Below are 23,858 nucleotides of genomic sequence, written 5' to 3' on the forward strand. Positions count from 1 at the left end.
CATCTTTAACAGCTTCACTTCAAAACTATCTGACATGTTTGAAACATTACTTCAGTCTTCTTATTTTGCCCTGTTTCTGATCATAGCGCTTGGATTCATGCTAGGCCGGATACAGATCAAAGGTCTTTCGCTAGATGTATCGGCAGTTATTTTCATCGCCCTGTTATTCGGTCATTTTGGGGTTATCATACCCAAGGAATTAGGGAATATGGGGTTGGTGTTATTCATCTTTACCATTGGTATCCAAGCGGGCCCCGGATTTTTCGACTCCTTCCGTTCCAAAGGCAAGACACTCATTATCCTGACGTTATTAATTGTCGGTTCGGCATGCTTGACAGGAATCTTATTCAAGTATATCTTGGATATCGATACCCCGAGTATCGTCGGTCTGATCGCCGGGGCATTGACGAGTACGCCCGGTTTGGCGGTAGCGATCGACTCCACGCAATCATCCGCAGCATCCATCGCCTATGGCATCGCTTATCCGTTCGGCGTAATCGGCGTGATCCTTTTCGTGAAACTATTGCCCAAAATGCTTCGCAAGGATTTGATAGCCGAGGCTAAAGCGCTGGAAGCCCAACGGAAAAGCCAATATCCTACATTACATACCGCCGCATTTAAAGTCACGAATAAAAACATCTGCGGAAAGAGTTTGGCACAATTGCAGGTACGGGCCATGACCGGAGCGGTAGTCTCCCGTATAAAACACGACAATGTCATATCTATGCCAACTCCCCATACCACGCTTAACGAGGGAGATTTACTGAAGGCCGTAGGTAACGACAAAGCCTTGGAGCAACTGACATTATTGTTGGGAGAACGTATCGAGGGAGATCTGCCGTTAAGTGGCGGACAGACCTTGCAATCCCTGTTACTGACCAATAAGAGCATTATCAATAAATCGCTAGGCCATTTAAATTTACAAGGAACTTTCGGTTGTACGGTAACCCGTGTACGTCGAAGCGGAATCGACCTTTCCCCGGAACCTAATTTGGTGTTGAAGTTTGGAGATAAGTTGATGGTCGCCGGCGAGAAAGAAAGCGTAAATGAACTCGCCCAATTCATTGGCAATGATGAGAAACGTCTTTCGGATACAGACTTTTTCCCGATCGCTATGGGTATCGTATTAGGCGTATTGTTTGGAAAATTAAATATATCCTTCTCGGATTCCTTCTCATTCTCTCCGGGACTAACCGGCGGTATCCTTATGGTTGCCTTGGTATTAAGCGCCATCGGAAAAACAGGTCCGATCATCTGGTCAATGTCCGGTTCCGCTAATAACCTGCTTCGCCAATTGGGATTATTGCTATTCCTCTCCGAGGTCGGGACATCCGCCGGTGTAAATCTGGTTTCCACTTTCCAATCAAGCGGTTTAACTTTATTCGGAGTCGGTATCGCTATAACAATGATCCCTATGATTATAGCCGTATTAGCTGGATATTATTTCTTTAAGATCAACATTCTCGATTTAGTCGGAACAATCGCCGGTGGTATGACCAGTACCCCGGGACTTGCCGCCGCAGATTCTATGACAGACAGCCCAGCCCCAAGCGTGGCTTATGCGACGGTTTATCCGATAGCGATGGTATTCCTGATCTTGTTTATACAGATGATAGCGAATTTGATTGTCTAAATCTTTATTTATTGAAAAACATAGAATATGAGAAGAAAGAACATGAAAAAAACCGCGGCTTTATTCCTCTTAAGTGTAGGTGTAAACTGCATGACCGCACAAGACATCGTTCCTGTCCATGAGTTTGACATCGATATACAGAAAGTAGGCTCGCCTATCCAGTCAACCATGTATGGAATCTTCTTCGAGGATATCAATTTCGGGGCAGATGGAGGATTGTATGCGGAGCTAATCAAGAACCGCTCCTTCGAGTTTGAGAATCCATGGGGAGGTTGGGAGCCTTTCGGCGATGTAAGTATAGCTGAGAAGAATCCCTGTTTCAACAAAAACCCCCATTACGCACACCTGACTTATACCGGGCAAATCACCGGAACCGGTCTGGAGAACGAAGGCTTCAAAGGTATCGGTATAAAGGCTGACGAAAATTACGACTTTTCCTTATATGCCCGTACCGAGACCAATAACCCGATCAAACTACGTATTGAATTAGTAAACAGGGATAACGATATTTATGAGACACAACACCTAGAGATAAAAGGAAAAGACTGGAAGAAATATTCCGTTATCTTGTCTCCCAAAGCTACCGAGGCTAAATCACGCCTACGCATCACGATGGAAACGGCAGGTACTTTGGATATGGAACATATCTCCCTTTTCCCGGAAAAAACATTCAACAATCGCACGAACGGCCTACGCCGCGATCTGGCACAAGCGTTGAAAGATCTAAAGCCGGGAATCTTTCGTTTCCCGGGTGGATGTATCGTTGAGGGTACAACCATCGCCACACGCTACCAATGGAAAAATACGGTAGGCCCCGTAGAGAACCGGCCTATCAATATCAGCCGATGGAATTATACATTTCCTCACAAGAAATTCCCGGATTATTATCAATCTTACGGTTTGGGATTCTTTGAGTATTTCCAATTAAGCGAAGATATCGGAGCCGAGCCCCTGCCTGTATTGAATTGCGGGCTGTCATGCCAGTTTGAGAATGAGGGTATGGACCAGCATGTGCCGGTAGATAAATTACAACCTTATATAGACGATGCCTTGGACTTAATCGAATTCGCCAATGGCCCGATTACCTCCCAATGGGGCAAAGTGCGTGCGGATATGGGGCATCCGGCTTCTTTTAATCTGAAATTTATCGCTATCGGCAACGAGCAATGGGGACCATTATATCCCGAACGCCTCGAACCATTCGTGAAAGCCATCCGAGCCAAATATCCGGAGATCAAAATCATCGGCAGTTCCGGTCCTGATTCGGAAGGAAAAGATTTCGAATATCTATGGCCGGAGATGAAACGCTTAAAAGTAGATCTGGTGGATGAACATTTCTATCGCTCACCGGAATGGTTCCTAAATAGTGCCAAACGATATGATTCGTATGATCGGCAAGGCCCCAAAGTGTTCGCCGGTGAATATGCTTGCCACCCGACTAACCGGGAGAATAGCTTCCTGACCGCATTATGCGAGGCTGCGTTTATGACCGGTCTTGAACGGAATGCCGACGTGGTGGAATTATGTACATACGCCCCTTTATTCGCACATGTCGATGCGTGGCAATGGCGTCCGGACTTAATCTGGTTCAACAACCTAAACATCGTGAAAACTCCTAACTACTATGTACAACAATTATACGGGCACAATGCCGGAACAAACGTATTGCCCCTGACGATGAACAAAGAAGCCGTTACCGGGCAAAGCGAGCTATTCGCCACAGCCGCCCTCGACAAAGGCACAAACGAGCTCATCATCAAAATCGTCAATACCGGCATCCAGAGCAAAAAGATCCAATTAAACCTAAACGGAATCTCATCCGGCAAGCATAAAGGAAAGTTGATGGTCTTACATGCCTCAGACTTAGAAGCGAAGAACACATTGGGTAAACCGGAAACAGTCATACCCATTGAATCAGCGGTGGAACTAGAGGCTCCCGCTACTGAAGTCTCCGTCCAACCATTGAGTTTCTTAGTCTATAGGATATCGCTATAATCTATCATACATACGAATGTTATGAATATTGAAGAGTTTAGGGAATATTGCCTTTCGTTGAATGGTGTTTATGAAAAAATGCCTTTCACGAATGTTCCTGATAAATACAGTCGGGACGTTCTTTGCTTTTATGTAGGAAGTAAATGGTTCTGCTTCGTAAATATCGAAGTATTTGATTTTTGCTGTATCAAATGTGACCCGAATGAATCGGGAGAGTTGCAAGCTCGATACTCTGGCATAACACCCGGTTGGCATATGAATAAAAAATACTGGATTAGTGTCTATTTTAATCAAGATGTACCCGACAACAAGATCAAAGAGCTTATAAAACAATCCTACGATATCGTATATCAATCTCTTCCTAAAAAGGAAAAAGGGATGTAGATTTTAGCGCAGTTACTCCGTTTATTTTCCATTTGAGAAGGACGTTTGAAAGATTATACGTACATTTGTGAATTCACCTAAACAGCTTAAATATGATGCAGACGAATTTACAATTGGACCTTGCCTTCAACTATCTGGAAAATACCGGAACCAACATCTTCCTTACCGGAAAAGCGGGAACAGGAAAGACCACATTCTTGAAAAAACTTAAAGAGACTTCCCCAAAACGGATGATTGTGGTAGCACCTACCGGAGTGGCGGCGATTAATGCGGGAGGGGTAACCATTCACTCCTTCTTTCAGCTACCTTTCGGACCGTATATACCGGGTAGCGAAATGGCCTCCGGGCAAAATAAATCCTATTCTCATAAATTCAGCCGGGATAAGATCAATATCATCCGTAGTATGGACCTGCTCGTGATTGATGAGGTCAGTATGGTACGTGCCGATTTGCTGGATGCTATCAGTGATATGCTACGTCGTTATCGGGATAGGAATAAACCCTTTGGGGGCGTTCAATTATTATTGATCGGAGATTTACAACAATTAGCCCCCGTAGCGAAGGAGGACGAATGGAATTTGTTGAGAGAACATTACGCCTCTCCCTTCTTTTTTGACAGTAAGGCTCTTTCCGAAAGTGATTATCTTTGCATCGAATTAACTCAAGTATATCGCCAAGCGGACGATACGTTCGTACGCTTATTGAACAATATCCGGGAAAACCGCTTCGACGAGAATACGCTACACACCTTAAACCAACGTTATATCCCCAATTTTAAACCAAATGACAAAGCAGGTTATATCACGCTGACAACCCATAATTATCAAGCCCAGCAAATCAATAACCGGAAGTTGCAAGAATTACCCGGCCCGGCTTATACGTACAAGGCGGAGATCAAGGATGACTTTCCAGCTTACTCCTACCCGACCGACGAGGTATTGGAGCTAAAGCAAGACGCTCAAGTCATGTTCGTAAAAAACGACTCTTCCGGCGAAAGGCGATATTATAACGGAAAGATCGGCCGAATTGTCTTCATCAGCCCGAGCAAGATTATCGTATCCGACGAATTAGGAAACGATATCACCGTAGACCGGGAGACATGGACAAACGTGAAATATACGATCGACGAGAACACGAAGGATATCACGGAGACAATCGCCGGCTCTTTCAGCCAATACCCACTGAAAACCGCTTGGGCGATCACGATCCATAAAAGCCAAGGCTTGACTTTCGAGCATGCCATCATCGACGCATCCGCCGCCTTCTCACACGGACAAGTCTACGTTGCTTTGAGCCGTTGCAAGACATTGGAAGGAATGGTATTAAGTAGCCCGATCACTCGAAACGCCATGATTAGCGATGAGAAGATATTAAGTTATACCTCTTCCCTCTCGGAGCGTCAACCGTGTGAAGACCAACTGCGTCAAGCCCAACAACAGTATTATTTGAGATTGGCAACCGAGCTATTCGACTTCAATCCCGTACAACAAAAGTTGCAATATACATCTTACGCGGCATACACCCATCTGCAAAAACTATACCCGGAATTAAGCAACCAATATCCCCGGGTACGGGATTATTTCCGTTCGGATATAGTAGAAGTAGGCGAACGTTTCTGCCAGCAACTCACCCGTATGATCTCCAGCACGAATCTCTATGATACGGACGAGCATATACAAGACCGCATCCGAAAAGGTTGCGCTTACTTTCTGGAAAAGATCGAGACCTATTGCCTCCCTTTGATAGAGGCTTCCGATGTAGAGATCGACAATAAAGAGGCCCGTAAGGCATTTACATCCGCATTAAAAGCTTTCAGCGATGAGCTTACGATCAAGGTCGCTACATTAAAAGCCTGCCAAGATGGTTTTCGTCTCATCGACTATCTATCCGCCAAGGCTAAAGCGAACATTGAGGAGTCGGCTGTTGCCAGCAAGCAGAAATCGACGCGGAAATCGACGGAAGCGGAAAAGATCCCCGTCTCCACGGATGTCTTACATCCTGAGCTATATGCCCGTTTGAAACAATGGAGATACGAGCTTGCCGTAGAAAAGGAGTTGCCTCCTTACACGATCTTGCAACAGAAAGCCTTAATTGGCGTTTGCAACACTTTGCCCACGAACTCGAAAGAACTGTTGAAGATACCCGGAATCGGCAAAAAGATCATAGAGAACTACGGTGAGACCCTATTAGAAATCGTATCTTCCTACTCACCTTCCACGCATGGGAACGGGCTGTGAGATACGGAGACAACTCACGATAGCGGCGACTAAAGCGAAACCGATCGCTACATACATACAAACCGGCATACTATCGGTGGCAGAGGTAACACTAAAGATCAAAGCGACAAATGTCGTCCCCAGCGTTTGCCCCAACAGTCGTGCCGTACCTTGCATACCGTTCGCCCCGCCACTCCGGGAACGAGGGGCGGCCGATATCATCGTGCTATTATTCGGGGTCTGGAACAGGCCGAAACCCATACCGCAAAGCATCAATCGCCAAGCGATATCCATATTGGTGGGTTGCCCCGGCAATAAAGCCAATAGAAGAAGTCCGGTCGCATACACCACCATTCCGATACCGCCTAACAATCCGGGATGATATTTCTCGATCAGCCTCCCGGCTACCGGAGCGGTCAAGATCGTCGCTACCGGCCAAGGAGTCAACAGCAGCCCCGTCTCCACCTCATTTCTTCCGGCCACATTTTGCAAATAAAAGGGTAATGATACCATCGCCAACAACTGTGCCGTAAATGAAGTGATCGAGGATAATACGGACAAGGCGAATATCGGAATCCGCATCAAGTCCAATGGCAATATCGGAACCTCCTGCCGTAGTTGCCTGCGGATAAAAAATGTTCCGATCACCAATAGAAGAAGAACCTGTAAAGCGATCATTCTCCAGTTCTCATGATGGGCGATGCCTTCCAACGAATAAATCAGCAATCCGAAAGTCAGGGCATTCGAGATTCCACCGATCTTATCAAACTTTCGTTTCGGCCCATCCTTGCAAGGATTTTGAGGCAAAAGAAAATAACCCGTTATAATCGCGCAAATCCCTAAAGGTACGTTGATAGCGAACAACCAATTCCAAGAAGCGACTGATAAGATAGCGCCCGCCAACGACGGCCCGGCAGCAATCGATACCGCCACGACCATGGCATTGATACTCATTCCCCGCCCTATATATTGTGGAGGATAAATAATACGAAGTAAAGCGGTCGTCACGCTCATGATAGCCGAGGCTCCGATCCCTTGCAATATTCTCGCGACCGTCAACATGGCGAAAGACGAGGATAAGGCACAAAATAATGACGTTGAGCAGAATATTGTCGTCCCGATCAAGAAAATCCGCTTATATCCATAAATATCTCCCAAAGCGGAGAACGATAAAAGAGACATCGTAATCGTTAGCTGATAAGCGTTGACAATCCAGATCGTGGAGGAAGGGGATGTCCCGAATTCACGGGACAAGGTAGGAAGCGCCACGTTGACAATCGTGCCGTCCAACACGGACATGGTCAATGCCAACGCAACCGCTATTACTGCCCAATAACGCCTCGGTATAAATCGTATCATATTACATTATTTCTTCAAATCGAAACCCAGCATCATGCCATCATATTCACTTGCCAACTTATTGATAGCTTTCAAGGTCGTATTGCTGGATATAGAAGAAACCGTGCTCAAGAACTTCAGTAATTTATCCGCGTTAAAAAGCAATGTCAACTCATTACCAGAAAGGACGACATGGGCGGTAAGCGTAGAAACGGTCAGCTTCTTATTACCCACCGTATACCGTAACGTCACCGTTTTATCTTCCGGACTCACCGAGTAAGTACCTTTCAAGCTTCCCCTTTTCAACGCGCTCGTAAACGTACTATCCGAATTAAAGACATAATTAAATACACCTTCCACGATACCTACTTTCGCGCAATATTCCTTCATTTTCTTCTCTGCCTCGGTAGCAGCCAAGCTTCCCGCTACATTCTTCAAGGCATTATCACCTTCCAGTTGCAGGGCAGGGTTCACATACATCCAAGTTCCCTGTAAATTCTCGAAAGTCACGGCTTTCCCTCCGGTGACAGAAGTCACGGCGTTCTTTACGGCAGATGAATTTAAGATATCTTTCAAGGACTGTCCCTTCATGTTTCCGGGAATCAACAAAAGGCCGCATACGACCATCCACATACATAGTAACTTTTTCATCTCTTTGTTTTTTACTCAATTAGAAAAATCGGCCAAAGATACGAATATTATTCATACATTTGTTTTAAATAACTTTATACAAACATACCATGAGAAAGCAAGTCGTACGTATTTGTATGTTACTGGCCTGCGCCTTTAGCTTTATGCAAGGGCAAGCCAGCATCCAGCCTTCTATCGTAAAAGCTACGATTGACGAGCTAATAGCCAAGGACGCTAAGAATCAAGCAGGAATCACAAAGGGTGTCGAGCAAGTAGCCCGCCTCTGGCAAACCTCCGATGGGGATGAGCAAGCGTTTCAAACCTTCTGCCGGGAGAATTATCTATCCGATCCCGCCGAAAAAGACCAAGTTTTCCTCAAGATCAGCGAGTATATTGAAGGTATCAATGGCAATTTCAACGAGATGGTACTCTGTCTGCAACGAAATTTGAACCTAGATACCGGACCTCTACACGCCATCGATGAGAAATTCGGATCCTACAGCCCCAGTTCCCACCTAATGGACGATCTATACGCCAACAAGATCGGCTTCATCATCGCCCTCAACTTTCCCCAACTTACTCTCAAGGAGAAAGAGGCGTTAGGGAATGACCGTAAAGCATGGGCCTACGCCCGGCTAGGCGATATGTTTACGGAACGGATACCGGCGGAAGTAAAGCAAGCCGCCGCAGATACGGAAAGTGACGCGGATATTTACATAGCGGATTATAATATCTATATGGGGCATTTACTAACTCCTAAAGGAAAAACCATTTTCCCCTCCGACATGCGCTTACTTTGCCATTGGAACCTTCGCGACGAGATCAAGGCCAATTATAACAAAGGAAAAGAGGGATTGGAAAAACAACGGATGGTATATGAGATCATGAAGCGAATCATCTCGCAAGAAATCCCGAAAGAGGTGATCAACTCGGATCGTTACGAATGGAACCCGTACGCCAATACGTTATCTCAAGCAGGAAATGAACTAGAAGGTACCCCTGAAAGCCCGGCCCGCTATCAGAAAATGTTGAATAACTTCAACGCCATGCAGCGTATAGACAAATATACGGGAAACACCTATATAGACCGTAAGTTCACGGAAGATATGGAAATAGATGTCAACGATGTAGAAGCCCTGTTCGATCAATTCCTTTCCGCCCCCGAACTAAAGGAAGTGGGGAAAATCATCTCCAAACGCCTCGGACGCAAACTGGAAGCCTACGATATATGGTACGATGGCTTCAAGGCCCGTAGCAATCTGGACGAGAACAAGCTAAACGAGCAAACCCGTACCCTGTATCCCGATGCGGTAACGATGGAAAAGAAGCTACCGGAAATATTACAGAAACTAGGATTCAGCCCCGATCGTGCCCAATATCTAGCGGATAAGATCGCAGTCGATCCCGCCCGTGGTTCCGGTCATGCGTGGGGAGCCTCCATGAAAGGCCAGCGTTCCCGTTTACGTACCCGTATCCCTTCACAAGGGATGGATTACAAAGGATATAATATCGCCATCCACGAGTTCGGACATAACGTAGAGCAAACGATCTCATTATATGATGTCGATTATTATATGCTCAACGGAGTTCCCAATACGGCTTTCACCGAAGCGCTGGCCTTTGTCTTCCAGAAAAGAGACCTTGAGTTACTGGGCATAAAAGACGAGAATCCGGAAAAAGAAAAGATGGATATCTTGGATAAGATATGGAGCATGTATGAGATTTGCGGTGTTTCCATGCTGGATATCTCCGTATGGAAATGGATGTACGCACATCCTAACGCTACCGCCGGGGAATTGCAGGAGGCCGTGATCCGTCTTTCCAAGGAAATCTGGAATAAGTATTACGCTCCGGTATTCGGTGTAAAAGACGAGACCGTTCTAGCGATTTACTCCCATATGATCGGTTATCCGCTCTACCTTTCCGCCTACGCTTTCGGACAGATTATCGAGTTCCAGCTAGAGAACTACCTCAATGGCAAGGATTTCGCGAATGAGGTTAGCCGGATATTCAAGCAAGGCCGCCTCACCCCGAATGTGTGGATCAAGCAAGCTACCGGCAACGATCTTACCGTAGATCCGATGTTGGAAGCGCTTCGTAAGGTATTAAAAGACTAAACTACAGACCAAAAGAAAAGCCATCCCGATACCGAGATGGCTTTCTTTATTTATATCAAGAAACTTCCGATTATAACTTGTCGTTAGAACCAAGAACGTTGATGATCTTGTGTTTGTAAAGTTTCTCCATGTTATCACGAGCCGGGCCCAGATATTTACGAGGATCGAATTCAGCCGGTTTCTCAGCGAAAGTCTTGCGGATAGCGGCAGTCATCGCCAAACGAGAGTCTGAGTCGATATTGATCTTACATACAGAAGATTTAGCAGCCTTACGCAACCACTCTTCAGGAATACCGATAGCAGCCTTCAAAGCGCCACCGAATTTGTTGATAGTCTCAACCTCTTCCTGAGGAACAGAAGAAGAACCGTGAAGAACGATAGGGAATCCCGGAAGTTTCTCCATAACAGCGTCCAAAACGTCGAATGCCAATGGAGGAGGAACCATCTTACCTGTAACAGGGTCGATCGTACATTGCTCCGGAGTGAACTTATAAGCACCGTGAGAAGTACCGATTGAGATAGCCAAAGAATCGCAGCCCGTACGAGTAGCGAAGTCGATAACTTCCTCAGGATTGGTATAAGTGTGGTGGTCTGAAGAAACCTCATCCTCAACACCTGCCAATACACCAAGCTCGCCTTCTACAGTTACATCGAATTGATGAGCGTACTCAACAACTTTCTTAGTCAAAGCGATGTTCTCTTCATAAGGAAGGTGAGAACCGTCGATCATTACAGATGAGAAGCCAGAGTCGATACAGCTCTTGCAAGTCTCAAACGTATCACCATGGTCTAAGTGAAGAACGATCTGAGGATTCGGGCAACCTAATTCCTTAGCATATTCAACAGCACCCTGTGCCATGTAACGAAGCAAAGTAGCGTTTGCGTACTGGCGAGCGCCCTTTGAAACTTGCAAAATAACCGGAGATTTTGTCTCTACAGCAGCCTTGATGATAGCCTGCATCTGTTCCATGTTATTGAAGTTGAAAGCAGGGATAGCATATCCGCCCTTGATAGCCTTAGCGAACATTTCTTTTGTGTTCACCAAGCCCAAATCTTTGTAATTTACCATAGTTGTTATTATGTTATTACGTTAATGATTAAAAACTTGCACAAAGATAATCAAGATTCACGACAAATGATGCTTCAAAGCATATAAAATAACACAAAATCAACGCCCTTGAAAAAAATAATACGATTTTCTTTGTTTGTTTGTGGCAAACCCTTACCTTTGCAAGCCAAAATACCGGTTACCAAATATATACAGAGTATAAATTAAAATAGATAATAAAGCAATGAAAAAAGGTATTCATCCTGAAAATTATCGTCCTGTAGTATTTAAGGACATGTCAAACGATGATGTATTCATCACTCGTTCTACTATTAACGCTAAAGAGACGATCGAGATCGACGGCGTAACTTATCCGTTGGTAAAGGTCGAGATCTCTAACACTTCTCACCCGTTCTACACTGGTAAGTCTAAGTTGGTCGATACAGCCGGACGTGTTGATAAGTTCATGAGCCGTTATGGTAACCGTAACAAGAAATAAGATTTCTTTCTTTAAGAAATAAAAAAAGGTCACGATTTGTATCGTGGCCTTTTTTTGTATCTTTGCCGGAGTTAACATAATGAAATATCATGGCAAAAACGAAAGAACAATTACTAAACATCTTGGATCAGTTCCAGTTGGACGAGAAAGTAGTTTCCGCTGAACCATTCGGAAACGGACACATTAATGATACATTGAAAGTGACCAACGAGAAAGGGGAGATCAAATACGTGCTACAGCGTATCAACCATTTAATCTTCACCAATGTGGATATGCTGCAAAATAACATCCATGTGGTTACCACTCATATCCGCAAAAAGCTGGAGGAAAAAGGTGAAACGGATATCGACCGTAAGGTATTAACCTTCTTGCCGACTAAAGACGGGAAAAAATATTATTTCGATGGAGATAGTTATTGGCGGGTATGCCTATTCATCCCTCGCAGCAAAAGCTATGAGGAAGTAACTCCTGAGCTTTCTTATGAGGCTGGCAAAGCGTTCGGTGATTTCCAGACCATGTTGTCCGATATACCCGAGGGTACGCTGGGCGAGACCATCCCGGATTTCCATAATATGGAGTTCCGCTTGCGACAATTCCATGAGGCTGTAGCCGCTAATCCGGCAGGCCGGTTGGAAGAGGTGAAAGATTTGGTAGAGGAGATCGAGAAACGTGCCGAAGCGATGTGCATTCAAGAACGCCTGTACCGTGAGGGCCAATTGAAGAAACGCACGAACCATTGCGATACAAAAGTTAACAATATGATGTTTGACGCTGATAGCGACAAGGTGCTTTGCGTGATCGACTTGGACACCGTGATGCCGGGCTTCGTCCTTTCCGATATCGGCGACTTTATCCGTACCGGAGCCAATACGGGTGCCGAGGACGATGAGAATCTGGATAACGTAAACGTTAATATGGAGATATTCAAAGCCTATACCCGTGGATACATGGAAAAGGCCAAGGCGTTCTTAACTCCTACCGAGATCAAATTGCTACCTTACGGTGGACGCTTATTGACTTATATGCAGACCGTTCGTTTCTTAACCGATTATATCAACGGCGATACCTATTACAAGATCCATAGCCCGAAACATAACTTAATCCGTACGAAAGCCCAATTCAAGCTACTTCAAAGCCTAGAAGCCCATGCGGAAGAGATGGATCAGTTCATGAATCAATGGTTATAATATAAAGTAACTAAGGAATATAAAAACGGGCGGGGTGACTCATCGATTCATCCCGCCCATTCTTTTTATTTCGTCCAATAATCCAACACCGTAACCGCCGATGCCTTCCCTCCTAACACCTTGCCAAATGCTTTATGCGCCGGATGTACCAAATAGGCGTCCCGATCCGCATCCGAATGAAAAGTCAAGAAAAAGCAATGAGTCAAGCCCTGTTGCAATCCCTCCGGACTACAATCCGTTCCCCACTCATATCCTTTGATCAAGTCGATTTGAGAAGGCAACTTACAAAAGGCATCCTCAACCTCTTTCACCTGCGCCTCGGACACATCCGGCTTAAAACCGAACATAACAACATGGCGAAGAACTTTCTCCGGCTTTTGATCACTCGAATAGCTTACCATTAATACAGAAAATACGATAATCGCAAGGATAAATAATACAGATACTACTTTCTTCATGATATTCAAGATTAGATTTCTATTGCATTTATACGGCCCAAAGATAGTATAAAATCCAGTACAGCTTGCCCAAAACCTCCATATCCTTTAGCCCTTTCCATCCCTATCTTTAGACTTTTCCTCAAGAGACATCCATCATCTATCAACTGTTGGACGATCATGCAACGACTGGTAGAAGATCGTGCAACAGTTGGTAGATGATCATGCAACGGCTGTTGCATGATGAATACAAGCAGACAAAAAGGCTAACACCTGTAAGAATACAGCCTTAGCCTACAAGGGAAAAACCTCAAACCATAAAGGGATTATTTCAACTAAACCAAATCTTAAACCTTGTCAATCCATCCGCGTAAGAGCGGAGAGAGAATCGGCAATCATGTTTTAACAGCACCTCACGGATAAAGATCAAGCCGATACCTTGTCCGTTCGGTTTCGTAGAGAAGAACGGGCTGAACAGTTTCGTTTCCGTTTCCTTGTCGATGCCCTTGCCCGTATCGGCTATCTCCAAGCAGGTAGGACGCACTGTCGTCCGGATATAGATCTTTCCGTCCCGGTCGATGGATTCGGCGGCATTCTTGATAATATTGACCAAGACTTGCTCGAATAATGAATTATCCAAATTCACGACTGGAGATTCCTCGCTCAGATCCATAACAATCTCGATATTCCGGTTCTGGCAAACTGTCTCCATAAAGCGTTTACAAGCGGACACCACTTGGTTCAATGCTTGCGGACGACTTTGGGGTTCGGGTATACGCACCACATCGGCGAAATTGGTGATGAAATGGCTCATGCTATAGCAGCGTTCTATGGAGACCCGCAAAACCTCGCAGACATCCTCCATATCTTCCATCCCGCTGAAAGTAGACTCCAACGTATCCAAGGTAGAGGTGATACCCGCGGTCGTATTATTCACCTCATGAGAGATCATACGTATCACTTTCTCATACGCTTTCTTCTCGGCCTTGAACACCTCTTGGGTCAACGTCTCTATCAAATAAAACGGGTGGTGAAAACCTCGATCCACAAATGAGGAATGCGTACATTTATAAATATTAGCGTCGTTCAACCGGACGGTTTGCGCTTGATACATCGGAACCCGTACCAATTCTTCCGCCAAGGGAGAATCTAGTTGAAGAAAACGTTTTCCCACCATATCCTCCGAGCTTTGCGCGCCAAACAATTTACATGCGGCCGGGTTCATGGATAGAATCTCCTCATCCAAGTTCAAGATGATCACTCCCATCGGAGAGGCGTTGACCAGCAAGTCCAAGAAATGGTTTTGCTCCCGGAGGTGCAAACGCTCATTCTTCAACTGCTCCATCATCTTATTAAACACATCGACCACCCGGTCCGCCTCCGTTTGCCCGACCTTTCCCAAGCGGGAACTAAAGTCTTGCTCTTTCAACAGCTCCATACCGTTACCGATGATATGCAAGGGCTTTATGATACGGCGATAAAAGACAAATAAATAGATGATCGTAAGCAAGACCAAGGCTTCTACCGCGAAAAACATCCGGATAGAAGACGTATAAAAGACATAATAAGTCACCACCGCCAATATAGTCAACAGCAGCGTCGTCAATATCCAGAATAGTCCTTTCAGCCTCATCCTTGCCTCTTCTTATTTATCGATCGGGATTCCGTATTTCTCTAATCTCCGGTACAAGGCGGCACGACTGATTCCCAACGCCGTAGCGACATGCGATAAATTACCTCCATGCGCTTCCAAGGAGCGTAAGATGGTTTGCTTCTCCAACTCATCCAAGGTCAAGCCCTCCAAAGAAGGCGGAATCGTCGATTTAGCACCGGATGTATTCATGCAATGAACCTCGAAATCAGCGGTATCCAAAAGCGTCTTACCCGACACAAGGATCGTCCGCTCCACCAAGTTCTTCAACTCACGGATATTACCGGGAAAAGGGAGACGGCTTAAATAGGTCTGGGCATCCGATGAGAACTCCACCCTCGGTAGCCCATTGATCTCCGATTGCTTATCCGCGAAATACCGGGCCAGCAATGGGATATCCTCCCTTCGCTCACGTAAGGCGGGTAAATGCACCGTGATCAAATTGATCCGGTAAAAAAGATCCTCACGGAACGTACGGTCCGCCACCATCGATCGTAAATCCCGGTTTGTAGCGCTTACGACCCGTATATCCACCTTCCGGGGACGGCTATCCCCCAAGACCTCAAAGGTCTGGTCTTGCAATACCCGAAGCAGCTTTACTTGGCAAGACAGTTCCAAATCGCCGATCTCATCCAAGAAGATCGTACCTTTGTTCGCCATCTCGAAACGCCCTACCCGATCCATGTACGCGTCCGTAAAAGCCCCCTTCTTATGTCCGAACATCTCGCTCTCAAAAAGACTTTGGGAAAGTCCGCCTAGGTTTACTTTTACGAAAGCCTCTTTCGACCGGGGGCTATTCGCATGGATCGCTTCCGCTATCAGCTCTTTACCCGTACCGCTCTCGCCGGTAATCAAGACAGAGGCGTTTGTCGGAGCGATACGCGAGACCGTCCCCAAGACATCCATCAAAGCGGCACTTTGCCCCACGATCTTATCAAAATGAAATTTATGATCGGCATCCGAACGGTTCAAGGGAGCGTTTGCCTCCTTCTTCTGCTCGCTCAGTTCCAAGGCGGTCCGGATCGATTTTAATAATACCAAGTTATTCCAAGGCTTCGTGATAAAATCGAAGGCTCCGGCTTGCATTCCCTGCACGGCCAAAGAGATCGATCCCCAAGCGGTCATCAAGATCACGGGTACATCGGGACGAAAGATCTTCACCTGTCTCAATAATTGAATCCCCTCCTCGCCCGTGGTAGTCAACGTGAAGTTCATATCCATCAAGATCAGCTCCGGCGCCGTGGCACGGACCACCTCCAAGGCCTCCTTCGGCCCCGGAACCGCCTCCGGCCGGAAACCCGCACGTTTTAGCAGGAATGTAAGCGAGGAACGAACAGCCGCATCATCATCTATTATCAGTATCATATAATCAATTTATCGTTTCACGATTTCCTCGAAATCGGCATCTAATGTACGATTATTCAAGAAATCATACAATGTTATACTACGGATGTTATAAAAATAACGCCAGTAATAATACAGTTCTTGGATATGCTTTTGCTTCGCGTCATCCTTCGAACTCTGGGCGTCATTCAAGTCTAGGATATCGATCTTTCCGATCATGAAAGTCTCGATCGAGGTCTTGTAGCGCTTTTCCGCCAACGTGTCCACCTCGGCGGCTATCTCCAATTGAGCGGCTTGATTATTGAAATTCTCCACCAAGAGGAAGATATCTTGATTAAAATCCATTTGCTCCTGACGGATCTTGGAAAGTACGACATCCCGATTCGATTCGGCTACTTTTACCTTTCCCTTCCGTTTTCCCCAGTCCAAGATAGGAATCGAAAGCCCGACCTCTACGATCTGGTTATCTTTCAACGGGTTGTAAGCTCCTCGCATGGACATATCCTTACCGGTATAACCCACGGAGGCAAACAGGTTAATACTTCGACGGTTTCCCTTGGCGGTCGCCACATCATAATCCGCTTCCAACTGGCGGCGCATGATATTCTTTGAGAATGAGTTATTTTCTTGAGCCTTCTCCAATACCGCCTGATAATCCATACGGACCCCTTCTATCGCCTCGGGAAGAACAGGCTCGATCACGTCTTGCTCGCTCATCCCTAAAAAGGAACGGAGCTTGAACATCATCGCGTTATAATTGGATTGGGCCTCGGTTAGCTTACCTTTCGCTTGCAAGGCCGACTGTTTCAAACGCATCAACTCGCTCTCCGAGATATGCCCGATCTTACGCTTCGCTACCGCTATGTCATAGAGTTTATTGGCGTTCAGCAAGTTCTGATTACAGATATCCAGATTATCTTCCGCCAACAGTAAGTTGAAGTAATTCGTGATGGTAGCGATCGTTACATTCTCCACGTTCTCCATATAAGCGGCCTTAGCCTCTTGGTAACGAACAGGCTCGATACGACGTTTCCATTTTTGGTCATTCACGCCGAAGATCGGTTGCGTCAATGTCAAACTAACAGGTACGCTCATAAACTCGTTGTAAGCGCCACTACCTAGCTGACGGGTAAAATCCAAGGAGGTATTCAAGGCGATCTTACCTCCGGTCAAGGCTATGTTCTGGGCGATAGAGATCTCTCCATTTAAGCCTAAGGCATTGTTTTGCACATAGGTATAAGAACCATCCGATTGCTGGTACTTCGAGTATTGCTTGCTATATGAAGGCAGAGTCCCCGTAAATATCACTTCCGGCAACTGATCCGCCCGATGCGTACGGAATTCCCAATAGGCCGTTCGCAACTCATTGAGCGCCACGGCAGCGTCTACGGATTGAAGCTGTGCGATCTGGATCGCTTGCCGCAGGGTTATTCGAACTTTATTCGTATTGTCTTGGGCACATACTCCCGAAATCCCCGCCCACAGACAACACATCGCTATATAGATCCTTCTCATCTTAGTATAAGTTTTTTTACCCTGCCTAAGGCAAAAGGCATGCCAAAAACATATACTATTGATAATCCGATAAATAGGAATATTTAAAGTGTTCGATAATGAACAGTGTGTTCGTTTTTGGATACTTATCTTTGAATGAGTTGATTATTGACGATCGATTTATATACCTCTTCCCGTAAAGGACGCGACACCGGGATTTTATGCTCCCCAATGATTAATAGATTTCCTTCTATCGCTTGTACATAAGAAAGATTTACGATGAAAGAGCGGTGCACTTGCATAAAAATTTGTGCCGGCAGCGTTTCCTGTATACTCTTCAACCGGAGATGAACGATCTCTTTGGAAGTGAGGGTATGGATAACAATATAGTTCTCCATGCCCTCTATAAATTGAATCTCCTTTAAATAAAGCCTTTTAAGTTGCTTCTCCGTCTTGACGAAGATATAAGCGGGCTCCTCGCTTTTCGATGTAGATTCCATCAACGCATGTGCTTTATTGACCGATTTCAGGAAACGGGAAAAAGAGATTGGTTTCAATAAATAGTCCACCACGTCAAACTCATATCCTCTCAACGCATACCGCTCGTATGCCGAGGTGATAATTACCTTAGGAGCGTTCTGAGCACTCTCCAAGAAGTCCAGTCCGGACATATCCGGCATCTCTATATCCAGAAAAAGCAAATCCGCCTGAACCGAATTCAGCATATTATTGAGTTGTATAGCGTCCTCACATTCTCCGACGATGGTCAGAAAATCAATTTTACCGATGTGTCGCCGAAGTCCTTTTCTGGCGATTGGCTCATCATCCGTTATGATACACTTTATTTCCATATTATTCTGATAAATCAATACATAACTCAACCCTAAAACGGGTATTGTCTTTTTTTATACGTAACTCATGTTTATCCGGGTACAATAGTTCCAACCGTTTTCTCAGATTGTCGATCCCAATGCCTTTCCCCTTTCTTTGTTCCAAGAAATCCGGATTGAAAGTATTGCTTACCCCCAAACAGACCTTTGCCCCCTCTTTCCGCATAGATACTTGTATCCGATACGCTCCGCCTATATATTTAAACGCATTCTCCAATAATGGCTGGAAAAGCAACGGATGTATTTTTTGTCCGGTCAATTCCGGGTCAAAGGACTCCTCGAACTGTAAGCGTTTCGTCATACGAAGTCGCTGGAATTGAATATATGTTCGCAAATAATCAATCTCCTCTTCGATCGTCACTTTCGTATTTATATCATATAATTGATAACGGAGTAAGTCCGAAAGTAACTCTACAGCCTCAATCGCTTCCTCATTTTCCTCATCGATCAAGAAATAGATCGTATTCAAGGCATTAAACAGGAAATGGGGATGGTATTGCATCTTCAGCAGCTTCAATTGCGTTTCCAGCTGATCTACTCTCAGTTTCTCCAATTGAACGATTTTCTCCGAATAGCGTTTGGCTAATATATTATTACGGATCAAGAAATAGTATAGGAGAAAGATCGGCACAGCTACCGCATTGATCATTAACGCCTCTCCCCACCGATAGGTCGTTCCATTTATAGAATAGATCACGATATATAAGCCGATATTGAGCACGACTAAATTAAACAAGACCACCCATAGATATTCCCGGAATACCGGGCGGGACCTCCGCTCTTTATTCCTATCTAAAAAAGTATTAGCCAAGTAATTAAAAAACAAATAAGATAAGCTAACGCCGATCAATATAATAGCAAGGGCCTTGATACGCCCGATCCACGCGTCCACTCCCAGTTCCCACATGCGGACACCATAAGCGACATCCGTAACAATCCACAGGCAACAGATCGTCAATATCGCCATTAGCAACGGACTTAGAAAGTTATATTTTATCTTCATATCTGATTTCAAGCCATAAATTTATTCTTTTACTTTGATCTATGCTCATATCACAGGTACTTTTTTAATCAACGAAGTTATCGTTCCAGATAAAAACCAACAAGTAATCTTGACGAATTGCGGAATATGAAAGGTGAATATCCTGTTTGTTCGTCAGGATATGCGATAAAGGCAAAAAATACCTATATTTGCCCTCCTCAATAAGAGATGCTATAAAAATGAAGAATGACGGTTTCACATTTCGAAAGAGAGCCAGAAGCTTTAAATTCGCTTTCAACGGAATCAAGCTATTGATCACGAAGGAGCATAACGCTTGGATCCATTGTTTCGCGGCAGTTTGCGTACTTATCGCCGGAATGGTATTTGGACTTTCCCGCATGGAATGGATCGCAGTAACGATCGTGATCGGAGCGGTATTAGCTGCCGAGGCGGTCAATTCATCCATCGAGGCCCTAGCAGATTTGGTCTCCCCTGAGTATAATGAGGCTATCAAGCGAACGAAAGACTTGGCGGCGGGAGCTGTATTATTGATGGCGATAGCGGCAGCAATCGTCGGGTTCGTCATTTTTATACCTAAAATAGCAACTATATTTTAAATCTATGAGACATATCCTTTTCGCAATTACAATGCTCATGCTATGCCTGTCCGTTAACGGACAAGAATTGAAGGTGACCGGTAGCCGGAAAGCCGTACGGACCTCGGGAGACGTATTGGTGTTTATCACTCCGGTGGCGAGTCTAGCGACCGTATTGGCAACCCAAGATTGGCAAGGGCTGAAACAAGGCGTATTCACCGGGGTTACGACATTGGGCGTAACCTATGCGCTGAAATACCTAGTGAAGAAAGAGCGGCCCGACTTCAGCGATAATCATTCGTTCCCATCCATGCATACCTCCGTATCCTTTGCGGGAGCCGCTTTTATCCAAAGGCGTTATGGATGGAAATGGGGTATTCCGGCTTATGCGGTATCTACCTACGTGGGTTGGAGCCGGGTCTATGGGAAGAAGCATGATTGGTGGGACGTGGCGGCGGGAGCCGTTATCGGCGCCGGTAGCGCCTATATCTTTACCCGTCCGTTCGCAAAGAAACATAACCTGTCTATCAGCCCGGTAGCGGGAGACGGGCATTATGGGGTATATGCGTCAATGACGTTTTAACTCGCGAATTTTTGCCAAACACGAAAACAGCCCGGCCATGTATCACTACAAGACCGGGCTTTCAATTGTGTGTAAGTGTAATATGTTAAACAAAAAGTGTTATTCATACCGTAAGGCATCCGCAGGTTCCAACCGTGCCATTTGATGAGCCGGATACCATATCCCCAAGATGATCATCACCGCCATGACTAAGTAGGTTATAAGGAACCCCGCCGCAAAACGGGCTATCGTATAATCCATATAGAATCCTTTCGTCAATTCCGACACATGAAGATTAAAACAGATCAATAAGGCCGGGACAGCGATCAATGTCAACAATAATACCCCCTCGGCAATCATGATCCCCTTTAAGCTAAAACGGGTGGAACCCAAAGCGATCCGCAACCCCATCTCCCCTTTCCGTTGTTCCGTGCGGAACCAGAACGTGCCGATGATCCCCAAGAATATATTGAACAGCAAGAATCCCATCACGGCTATCTGGTTCTGCAACTCGGATTTTACGCCATTCCTTAATTCCATGCTATATCTCAAGTCCAAGTATGGGATGACATCCAGCAAATACAAACGATCTATGGAGAGTTGCTTCTCCATTTGCTTCACGAAGAACTCCGGGAAATCATGATCCGCAGAAGGGTTTACCCGGATGGCGATCTTCACATGGAAATCGGTATCGTCCTCGGCGATCTCTTCATCCGTCAAAGGCATGAACAGCCAGCTACAGCTTTTCGTGAAACGGTCGGCACGGAAATCGGCGGTAACCCCACCGATCGATCGCCTATCCCCCCAGAAGGAAATCCCCTCATCCCGTTTGCCGCCTTTCTCCTGAAATTCCCTAAACAGGCCGGCGGAAAGAACGACCTGACGCCCGTTCAGCATCTCTTCCCAATCCTTCTTCTCGCCCTCCATGGGACGGAAATTAAACACCTCCAGAAAACCGGGTGTCACTTCCAGTAGCTTCACGTACTCTACATTTATCGAATCGTTCACGGCAACATGCATGTACCGGTTCTCTCCCGTATGCGGCATGGACATCAGCCCCGCACCCACCGCCTCCACACCCGGGCAGGTCTTGATACGGTCGATCGCCGTCAGCATGCTGCGTCCGGAAGTGATGTATCGATAGGTAGAATCCATCTCGTTCCGGTCTACCTCTTCCACACCCATCGAGATCCAATAGACATGGTCGATATCCCATCCCATCGGGGCGAAGAAGACTTTCCCAACCGCCATTAGCGAATCGATTATGTACCACAGAACCACGAATACCAGCAGGATCTCGGCGGCAATCCACCCATTGCGCCTACGTTGGTTCCAGATGATCTTTACTAGATGCTTTATCATATCAGTGACGAATTATAGAATTAACAAAACCGGTTATTACTTATCATTCAATGAATCCACTATATTCCCATTAGAGGCATTCCACGCCGGAATCGCCGCACTCAGCAGATTCAGCAATAAACAGAACAGGAAAGCAAAGAAGAATATAGCCGGACGGATCAACATCCCCGCGCTCAACGTCAGGCCGCTATTCAAGGAAGCCAGCTCGAACGAGCCTAGCAGCCAATCCTTAAGCAAGAAGACCGCCACATAGGAGAACAGCAATCCCAACACCCCGCCCAATAACGTCACGGCGAGATTCTCCGCCAGTACCTGCCGTATCAACGTGCCACGGTTCGCACCGAACGCTTTCCGTACCCCCAGCTCCCCCATGCGTTTCTGCATCCTTGACGCAGTAAGCCCGCTAAGGTTCATAGCCGGGACCAGAAGCAAGACGATCAAGACCAACGCATACTGCCCCAACATTCTCGGCACGTCGGGCACGACATTACTCCACAAGCGAAGGCGGCTCTCCATCTGCGTATCCGGCTGCTTCATCAAGTCAATCTTGAGTTCTTGCAAGGAATTATTAAACCGGGCTACGTTTTGCTCCACCTCGGTCTTGATCTTGTTGAAGTCACCGCTTGAGCGAGCCAATATCAAGACCCGATAACTACCGATCAGACCCTCCAATGTCTCCTCGTTTATCAGCCGATCCACATCGGATTGAGCATAAGGAATCCAGATCTGGGCATACGCACGGTTGGCGAGAGGAGATACGTCCTCCACGATACCGCCAACCACATATGGACGGCGTGCCACCAATATCGTTTGCCCGATCACGCTCTCGTCTGCCAACCCGAATATACGGAGTGCCAACCTGCGACTGATCACCGCTTTCTTGATATTACTCTCCACATCGCTCCGCAGGAATGGTTTTCCCGCCAAGAACTCGAAATCGAAGATCTTCCAGAAGCCCTCGTCGGTCCGTATCTGATCGCATTTCATCCGTCTCGTTTGATCCGTGGAAGTGACCAGCGTTTGCATCCGCATCAATTGCATGCTGACGGCCTCCGGGGTTTTCAGCGTAAAGAAGCACTCCTTAGCCACACGGCCACCGACAAGGGAATAGTTCATACCGCCATCCTCCTCATTCTTATGCGTGATCGCCACGTCCTTCACATAAAGCGTCCGATCCCGGTTCAACTCCGGCTTGAAGCCTTTATTTTGTATCTCGAAGACAATGACCATCACCATGATCATGCAGATCGCCAAGGCCGTGCCCAGAATGGTAATCACGCTGAAGAAAGGGCTTTCTTTCAGCATCTGTAGAGCTTGTCTAAAATATTGCCTATACATATGTGTTCGTTTTTATGACTGTTATCTATCTATTAGCAAATGCTGTGCCAAAGATGTAAGCAGCTGTATATCAACAGCCATATCATAAAAAAGTGTCCGATAACGAACATCTGGCTCGTTATCGGACACTCCCGAAAGCAGGCTAGCTACCCTGA

Annotated in this window: 20 protein-coding genes; 9 read left to right on the forward strand and 11 right to left on the reverse strand. The window is 46.0% G+C overall.

Features of this window, described 5'->3' with window-relative positions; translation table 11 throughout:
• The first annotated feature begins 34 nt into the window (after positions 1-34).
• The 4 genes from BDI_RS09695 (at position 35) to BDI_RS09710 (ending at position 6,249) form a co-directional block, all read left to right on the forward strand.
• Positions 35-1,633: an aspartate:alanine exchanger family transporter gene (locus tag BDI_RS09695; RefSeq protein WP_008780166.1), complete on the forward strand. Its 1,599-nt coding sequence runs from the start codon at positions 35-37 to the stop codon at positions 1,631-1,633.
• A gap of 27 nt (positions 1,634-1,660) precedes the next feature.
• Positions 1,661-3,628: an alpha-L-arabinofuranosidase C-terminal domain-containing protein gene (locus BDI_RS09700; protein WP_005854721.1), complete on the forward strand. Its 1,968-nt coding sequence runs from the start codon at positions 1,661-1,663 to the stop codon at positions 3,626-3,628.
• A gap of 21 nt (positions 3,629-3,649) precedes the next feature.
• The gene (locus tag BDI_RS09705; RefSeq protein WP_005854719.1) at positions 3,650-4,012 is read left to right on the forward strand and encodes an MmcQ/YjbR family DNA-binding protein; all 363 of its coding nucleotides are present in this window, start codon (positions 3,650-3,652) and stop codon (positions 4,010-4,012) included.
• Between the two features lie 92 nt (positions 4,013-4,104).
• Positions 4,105-6,249 carry an HRDC domain-containing protein gene (locus BDI_RS09710; protein WP_005854716.1) on the forward strand — a complete coding sequence of 715 codons (2,145 nt, stop codon included), beginning with the start codon at positions 4,105-4,107 and terminating at the stop codon, positions 6,247-6,249.
• On the opposite strand, the gene BDI_RS09715 is transcribed toward BDI_RS09710, so the two are convergent.
• On the reverse strand, positions 6,220-7,587 hold the full coding sequence (locus BDI_RS09715; RefSeq protein WP_008780165.1) for an MFS transporter: 1,368 nt from the start codon (positions 7,585-7,587) through the stop codon (positions 6,220-6,222). The two genes, BDI_RS09710 and BDI_RS09715, sit on opposite strands and share 30 nt — an antisense overlap.
• A gap of 6 nt (positions 7,588-7,593) precedes the next feature.
• Positions 7,594-8,217: a DUF4923 family protein gene (locus BDI_RS09720; RefSeq protein WP_008780164.1), complete on the reverse strand. Its 624-nt coding sequence runs from the start codon at positions 8,215-8,217 to the stop codon at positions 7,594-7,596.
• Positions 8,218-8,306: 89 nt separating this feature from the next.
• Here BDI_RS09720 and BDI_RS09725 point away from each other — a divergent pair, with 89 nt between their 5' ends.
• Positions 8,307-10,313 (forward strand): hypothetical protein, encoded by a 2,007-nt coding sequence (locus BDI_RS09725; RefSeq protein ID WP_005854711.1) that lies wholly within the window; start codon positions 8,307-8,309, stop codon positions 10,311-10,313.
• Between the two features lie 70 nt (positions 10,314-10,383).
• Here BDI_RS09725 and BDI_RS09730 read toward each other — a convergent pair whose 3' ends face one another.
• Positions 10,384-11,382 (reverse strand): class II fructose-bisphosphate aldolase, encoded by a 999-nt coding sequence (locus tag BDI_RS09730; RefSeq protein ID WP_005854709.1) that lies wholly within the window; start codon positions 11,380-11,382, stop codon positions 10,384-10,386.
• A gap of 223 nt (positions 11,383-11,605) precedes the next feature.
• Here BDI_RS09730 and BDI_RS09735 point away from each other — a divergent pair, with 223 nt between their 5' ends.
• Both BDI_RS09735 and BDI_RS09740 read left to right on the forward strand, forming a co-directional pair.
• Positions 11,606-11,860, forward strand: a complete 255-nt coding sequence (locus BDI_RS09735) for a type B 50S ribosomal protein L31 (RefSeq protein WP_005854707.1) — start codon at positions 11,606-11,608, stop codon at positions 11,858-11,860.
• A gap of 89 nt (positions 11,861-11,949) precedes the next feature.
• Positions 11,950-13,047 (forward strand): phosphotransferase enzyme family protein, encoded by a 1,098-nt coding sequence (locus BDI_RS09740; protein WP_005854705.1) that lies wholly within the window; start codon positions 11,950-11,952, stop codon positions 13,045-13,047.
• Between the two features lie 65 nt (positions 13,048-13,112).
• Here the strand turns inward: BDI_RS09740 and BDI_RS09745 are convergent, their stop codons facing one another.
• The 6 genes from BDI_RS09745 to BDI_RS09770 form a co-directional block, all read right to left on the reverse strand.
• Positions 13,113-13,505 (reverse strand): Dabb family protein, encoded by a 393-nt coding sequence (locus BDI_RS09745; RefSeq protein ID WP_005854703.1) that lies wholly within the window; start codon positions 13,503-13,505, stop codon positions 13,113-13,115.
• Between the two features lie 310 nt (positions 13,506-13,815).
• Complete coding sequence (locus tag BDI_RS09750) at positions 13,816-15,117, reverse strand: sensor histidine kinase (protein WP_011966637.1); 1,302 nt, start codon at positions 15,115-15,117, stop codon at positions 13,816-13,818.
• Between the two features lie 12 nt (positions 15,118-15,129).
• Positions 15,130-16,500 (reverse strand): sigma-54-dependent transcriptional regulator, encoded by a 1,371-nt coding sequence (locus BDI_RS09755; protein ID WP_005854699.1) that lies wholly within the window; start codon positions 16,498-16,500, stop codon positions 15,130-15,132.
• Positions 16,501-16,509: 9 nt separating this feature from the next.
• The gene (locus BDI_RS09760; protein WP_005854697.1) at positions 16,510-17,994 is read right to left on the reverse strand and encodes a TolC family protein; all 1,485 of its coding nucleotides are present in this window, start codon (positions 17,992-17,994) and stop codon (positions 16,510-16,512) included.
• Between the two features lie 125 nt (positions 17,995-18,119).
• Positions 18,120-18,824 carry a LytR/AlgR family response regulator transcription factor gene (locus BDI_RS09765; protein WP_008780163.1) on the reverse strand — a complete coding sequence of 235 codons (705 nt, stop codon included), beginning with the start codon at positions 18,822-18,824 and terminating at the stop codon, positions 18,120-18,122.
• A 1-nt stretch (position 18,825) separates the two neighbouring features.
• Positions 18,826-19,866 carry a sensor histidine kinase gene (locus tag BDI_RS09770; RefSeq protein WP_008780162.1) on the reverse strand — a complete coding sequence of 347 codons (1,041 nt, stop codon included), beginning with the start codon at positions 19,864-19,866 and terminating at the stop codon, positions 18,826-18,828.
• Between the two features lie 218 nt (positions 19,867-20,084).
• Here BDI_RS09770 and BDI_RS20265 point away from each other — a divergent pair, with 218 nt between their 5' ends.
• Positions 20,085-20,462 (forward strand): diacylglycerol kinase family protein, encoded by a 378-nt coding sequence (locus BDI_RS20265; protein ID WP_005864789.1) that lies wholly within the window; start codon positions 20,085-20,087, stop codon positions 20,460-20,462.
• 4 nt (positions 20,463-20,466) lie between these two features.
• Complete coding sequence (locus tag BDI_RS09780) at positions 20,467-21,024, forward strand: phosphatase PAP2 family protein (RefSeq protein ID WP_005854688.1); 558 nt, start codon at positions 20,467-20,469, stop codon at positions 21,022-21,024.
• A 99-nt stretch (positions 21,025-21,123) separates the two neighbouring features.
• Here the strand turns inward: BDI_RS09780 and BDI_RS09785 are convergent, their stop codons facing one another.
• Together BDI_RS09785 and BDI_RS09790 are read right to left on the reverse strand one after the other, a co-directional pair.
• On the reverse strand, positions 21,124-22,365 hold the full coding sequence (locus BDI_RS09785) for an ABC transporter permease (protein ID WP_011966638.1): 1,242 nt from the start codon (positions 22,363-22,365) through the stop codon (positions 21,124-21,126).
• 36 nt (positions 22,366-22,401) lie between these two features.
• Positions 22,402-23,703: an ABC transporter permease gene (locus tag BDI_RS09790; RefSeq protein ID WP_005854684.1), complete on the reverse strand. Its 1,302-nt coding sequence runs from the start codon at positions 23,701-23,703 to the stop codon at positions 22,402-22,404.
• Positions 23,704-23,858: the final 155 nt, after the last annotated feature.

This window comes from Parabacteroides distasonis ATCC 8503 (assembly GCF_000012845.1).
Classification (GTDB): domain Bacteria; phylum Bacteroidota; class Bacteroidia; order Bacteroidales; family Tannerellaceae; genus Parabacteroides; species Parabacteroides distasonis.